This is a genomic window from Pseudomonas edaphica, assembly GCF_005863185.1.
Classification (GTDB): Bacteria; Pseudomonadota; Gammaproteobacteria; order Pseudomonadales; family Pseudomonadaceae; genus Aquipseudomonas; species Aquipseudomonas edaphica.
The window spans coordinates 1-5,442 of record NZ_VBVZ01000423.1 but is presented as its reverse complement, the minus strand read 5'-3'; the positions used below and the strand labels follow the sequence as shown (position 1 = coordinate 5,442).

General features: G+C 61.4%; 4 protein-coding genes and 1 pseudogene. 4 read left to right on the top strand and 1 reads right to left on the bottom strand.

Annotated elements, in window-relative coordinates; genetic code table 11:
• The 4 genes and pseudogenes from FEM54_RS23150 to FEM54_RS23135 all read left to right on the top strand — a co-directional run.
• Nucleotides 1–560: pseudogene (locus tag FEM54_RS23150) on the top strand (hypothetical protein); the annotation flags it as partial.
• An 11-nt stretch (nucleotides 561–571) separates the two neighbouring features.
• A complete protein-coding gene (locus tag FEM54_RS23145; protein ID WP_138453236.1) occupies nucleotides 572–1,858 on the top strand; it encodes a hypothetical protein in 1,287 nt (428 codons plus the stop codon).
• Between the two features lie 3 nt (nucleotides 1,859–1,861).
• Nucleotides 1,862–3,670: a hypothetical protein gene (locus FEM54_RS23140; protein WP_138453234.1), complete on the top strand. Its 1,809-nt coding sequence runs from the start codon at nucleotides 1,862–1,864 to the stop codon at nucleotides 3,668–3,670.
• Between the two features lie 11 nt (nucleotides 3,671–3,681).
• Complete coding sequence (locus FEM54_RS23135; RefSeq protein WP_138453233.1) at nucleotides 3,682–4,731, top strand: hypothetical protein; 1,050 nt, start codon at nucleotides 3,682–3,684, stop codon at nucleotides 4,729–4,731.
• 260 nt (nucleotides 4,732–4,991) lie between these two features.
• Here FEM54_RS23135 and FEM54_RS23130 read toward each other — a convergent pair whose 3' ends face one another.
• Entirely contained in the window at nucleotides 4,992–5,288 is a 297-nt protein-coding gene (locus FEM54_RS23130) for a putative quinol monooxygenase (protein WP_099547926.1), read from the bottom strand.
• Between the last annotated feature and the right edge of the window lie 154 nt (nucleotides 5,289–5,442).

Below are 5,442 nucleotides of genomic sequence, written 5' to 3'. Positions count from 1 at the left end.
TGATGGAGCACTACGAGAAGTACTGCCTGCCGATCTTCCCGATCAAGAACAACAACTACACCTGCTCGTTCGTGTCCCTGGGCAACAAGGCGTACTTTTTGACTTACCCGCAGGACCGCCCGAAAGACATGCCGGCCTGCTGCATGTTTTCGCCGATGAACCACCCACCGCGCCAGGACTTTATCGAGCACCTGCCCTACAGCGCCGAGCGCAGCAAAAACCTCAACGCCAGCGTGCAGGCCTATGCCCTGGACCTGCAATCACCGTCGGGGCCGATCCTGTTTGGTTATGCCTTCAACAAGCGCCAAACAGGCTCACCACCCTACCGTTCGCCGCAGTCGTTCTTCTTTTCCGGGGACACCAGCGTGGCCAATGCGCCGATCGTGAGCCAGAACTACACCAACTTCCGTATCGCCAAACCCGACCCCAGGCAGACCTGGGACCAAGTGGCTGCGATGTGCCCGTCCAACCCGCCGCCTTGCCAGCTGTTCGAGCCGCCGGCCTCCCAGAGCAACGGCCATAAGGCGCAGTGGAACCAACTGATGCAGCGTAAGCCTTGAGGAAGATCATCATGAAAACACTACTGAGTGTGATGCTGCTGGGGCTGGTCAGCCTGCCGGCCCTGGCGCGCGAAGCACCGCAGCCGTCGACACTGGCCACGCAGCTCAACTGCCAGCCACCCACCAGCGCCCCCGCCGCGAATGCGCCGCAGGACCAGTTCGATCAATACAGCTGGCAGATGTTCGTCGCCCTGAACTGGCCGGCCCAGGACGGGCAGCGTGGCACGCCCAACTGCAACAAACAGCCTGGGGATTCTGGCTACACCGTGTGGCAGACCTACAAGACCGTCAGTGAGATCTTCCTGCCGGGCGCCGCCAACCCTGGGCCGTGGAACAGCCCGCTGACGGCCCGCAGCCTGGGCATCATTAATATCGCTGCGTTGAAGAACAGTTCGCTGGTCAACTCCATCGACCAGGCGGTCGGTGGCTGGCTGATCGACCAGGCGGGCAACCCGACCTACTACGATATCTCGGCCAACCAGGCGTCCTATAACTACATTGTCGGCAACCGCTTCTACAACGCGAAAGTGGTGTCCAGAGCCAACAACATCAGCTTCCCCAATGGGGTGATCGAGATCAAATCGAGCTGGCGTATCCTCACGCCCAGGGACAACGCCAGCCATTACCTGACGCAGATTGCGCGCGTGGCCACGTTCAATAATCAGGGCCAACGCACCGGGGTGACCGAGGCGTATCTGGGGCTGGTGGGCCTGCATATCATTACCAAGGTCAATGGCTACCCGCAGTGGATCTGGTCGACCTTCGAGCAGATCGAAAACGTGCCGCCCAAGGCCAAAGTCAATGGCCAGTGGGTCGATCAGCCGGTGTCCGGTACGGCGTATTCCTACTACACCCCGTTGGCCCCGGCCGCCACGCTCAACCAGTCGCCGTGCAACTGGCAGACCCAGGGCACGCAACTGGTCTGTGTGCCCAAGCCCGGCACCACATTCAAGACGCCGAACCCGCTTAACCGCGTCACGCCGATTGCCGACGCCACAGGCTGGGTGAATGCCAGTTACCAGGCCAACCCCGGCCTGCAACGCAGCGTTTTGAAGTACTACCAGCTGATCACCACCCAGCGCCCGCTGATGCCCAACAACCCGAGCAACCCACTGGGCCAGCCGACACCGTCGCTGTCGGCCAACGTGACCATGGAGAGTTATATCCAGCCCAACAGCAGCTGCATGAACTGCCACTCCATGGCCACGCCGGTGAAGAGCCCGTTCAAGTCTGACTTCTCGTACCTGTTCAAATTTGCCAACCCGCCCGTCACCCCACGCGCCACGGACAAGGAATAGACCATGAGCATCCTCAATGGACCACGACTGAATTTCTGGGGCGGCATCCGCACCGACGTGAGCTTGCCGAACAACTCGCCGACCATCCCGTTCAATGGCAACCCGAACTGGCCGCTGTTCGACCTGACCACCTCGACCCTGGCGCCGGGTGCGCAGTCTTATACCGATGACCAACTGAACAACATGATCAACGCGCCGGCCGGCAACTACTACACCGCCGGCGGCTGGAACCACTATGGCCAGCATGTGGTGGACATGCAGAACGCCTTGATCAGTTCCCAAGGTGTGCCGGGCAACATCAGCACCACCGGCGACCTGATTGGCCAGCCGGTGTATCTGCTCGGTTCGGTAGACCCCGTGACCGGCCAAGGCCCGGTCTCCGGCCCGATGATGGTGGACCTGGACCCCAGCGCCTCGACCACCACGCAGATCTTTGTCGGTGGCCTGCAAATTGGTGGCAACGACAACATCCAGTTGCTGATCCGCAACAATGCGGTGTGCAGCAGTTACGACGTGACCGGCCGCGTGCTCGACCCGGCAAAAATGGACGCACCGGGCTCGTTCCATGCCAGTGGCACGTTCCAGTTGACCTTCCCGCTGAGCAGTATCGTCAGCTGGAACCAGAACAGCGCCGGCCTCAAGGCGATTATCCAGGCGCCGGGGGCGACGGGCATTGTCTTGCGGTTTGTGATGTTTGAGATGTGCCCGCAGATGACCACGGCGCAGTTGGACGCCGATTACGCCGCCGGTAAATATACGCCTAACCCGAGCATCGGCCGGGTGATCGGCACTCTGGCCCCGGCGTTTGCCGGCGAGCTGCTGGGCTGCCAGCCGGGCCGCCAGATAGTCAACCAGGCCACGGGCAACGCCGCCTATGCGGCGCTGGGCAACAACGGTTTGCTGAGCCTCGATATGGTCAACGTCATCCCCAAGCAAACCTTCCGCGCCGTGCGCGATGACATCACCAGCCCCATCGGGCCGAATGCCAATTACGGGCCGGTGACCATTGCCGCCGGTGCCGCGCCGCTGACGACACTCAATCCCACCGCCAGCCCGCTGGTCAATTACTACGTGTATGGCGGTATCGTTGACCTGCCCCTGAATACCAGCCAACAGCAAGCCGTGAGGACCACGGCGCTGAACATCACCGCCCCCAATGCAGTAAACGGTAAAAAACTCAACGCCACCGAAGCGACATACCGGGTGTATGCCGACCAGCGCAATGTGTACCTGGAGGACTACCCCACTGGTTTAACCATCACCTTGCGCGTCAGCTACCTGGGCGGACCGGTGCCCAACGCCACCAAGGTGAGCCTCGCAGCCAGCGCGCCGGGGGCTTACGATCAAAAGCAGTATTTTGACTTCCTTAACTTCCCCACGTCTCTGACCGTGAATGCCGGGCAACAGACGGTGAGCTTCCCGGTCACGCTCAAAAGCGGCAGTGCCGGCCAGGCCGGTTTTGTCGCGCTGACCTGCACGGCCAACGGCGTGGACGATGGCGCCTTCTTCACCAACTTGCGCAAATACGCCCAGACTGATTTCGGCATAGCCAAGGGCAGCACCATCACCTGGGCACAGGTTTACCCGAACGTGTTGCGCTTTCACTACCTGGCCTTCCCCGCCATGTCGCGCTACGTACCGCTCAACCAGCCCGACGCGATCATGGGCGCCAAAAACGCGATTTTAGCGCGCACCTCGGACGCCTACAAAGGCACCACGCTGTTCATGCCGGTCGTGCGCTCGATGTCGCCGGCCCAGCGTGCGTTGCTGCGCGCCTACCTCACCGGCAGCCCATGGCAGCCGCCGCAATAGGAGCACACCCCATGACCTTGCATATTCCGGCGCAGCCCATTGAGGCACTGCACCCCATTACACTGATCGCCGAAGGCCTGCTCAACCCACGCGGCCTGTGCCTGCAAGACGATGGCAGCCTGCTGTTGGCCGAAGCCGGCTCCGGCCTGGCGGACCAGCCCTTCAGCGGCCGCATCAGCCAACTTCAACCCGACCCTGCGCGGCCTGGTGAATACTTGCCCGGCAAAGTCATCGCCCAAGGCTTTCGCAGCATGAACATGCAGGCGCGCATGCTGCGCGATGAAATCATGGGCGTGTCGGACATCGCCTGTGTTAATGGGCGTTGCCTGGCCAGCCTGACCGATTATGTCGGCGGCTCGCAACTGCTCGACCTGCAATACAACCCGCCTGAGCCGGTGTTCCACAGCCGGGGCAATTTGAATGCGCTGTGCTACCACCCCACGCGCCGCAGCTGGCTGGCGGTAAAACCTGATACCAATCAACTGGTGGAGTTCACACAAGGCAGGGACGAACGGGTGCTGGCGCAACTGCCGGAACTCGATCAGGGCCAGGAAGCCGTGCCCGTGACCCTGGTGTACGAACCGCAGACGGATGCAGTGCTGATCAGCCTGTTCTCTGGCGAGCTGCACGGCGACCCGGCGCGCAAGGGCATCGACTTTGCCGACTTTGCCGGCCAAGTGATCCGCGTGCACCCGGCCACCGGGCAGATGGAAGTGGTGATACGCGGCCTGCAATTGCCCACGGGCCTTGCGTTGTGCCCGCGCGGCAGGCTGCTGGTGCTGGAACTGTGCAGCCACCTGCAACAACCGCTGCTGCCGGACTGGAGCGGCGAGCCGCTGCACGGCGGTTATACCCGATTCAGTGGGCGTTTGCTGCGTTGCAACCTGCACACCCGGGAAGTCGAAGTGCTGGTGCGCGGCCTGGATACGCCGTCCAACTTATGTGTGGTACAGGACGCCGTGCTGATCAGCGAAGGCATGGGCCTGGCCGGGCGGCCAATCCCCACGCCCTACAACACAGTGGTGCCATTGAGCGGCAAGATAAGGCGGGTGCCGCTTTGAAACCATGCCCTACGCAGTCAAGCAAGTCGAATCAGAAATCGAGCTGAAGAAAAGCAACCCGTGGCGAGCAGGCTTGCCCTGCGTTGGGCTGCGCAGCAGCCCCAGCCCGCTGTAACTGGCTCACCGAGTCGCCTGATTTGGGGCGGCTTCGCCACCCAACGCAGGGCAAGCCTGCTCGCCACAGTGACAGTGTTCGTCCTTGATTAAAGGGTATCGCGGGTTATTCAAAGACCTTGAAAGCGCTGGCTCTGAAAACGGCCTTATACCGCGTCCTCCAGCAGCAAGACGGTCGCAGGCCCCGCACGAAACGACGGATTGTGTTGGGCCGCTTCCACCATATGAGGGGCGACATGGTGGGCGTCCAATGCAGCCTTTGAAGCCCATTTTTCGATGAGGACAAAGCTGTCGGGGTTGCCCACCACGGGATGCAAATCATAGTTCAGGCACCCGTGCTCGGCCCGCACCTTAGGTGCCAGCGCCTGAAACGCTGCCAACTGCTGCAAGCCCTTGCCGGGCTGGGTATTGATCATCACGACAAGCCGCACTTCATTTGGCATGAACACACCGTCACTTAGGCTGGATAAGGAAGCAGCACAGTACTTGAGCGTGATGCCTGGGTGCAAAAAACATAATTCACATGCGGATTTCACGCGGTTTTCACAGTGGCGCGCCTAGCCTGAACTCAGCTCCTAAGTGAACACCTTTTAAGCC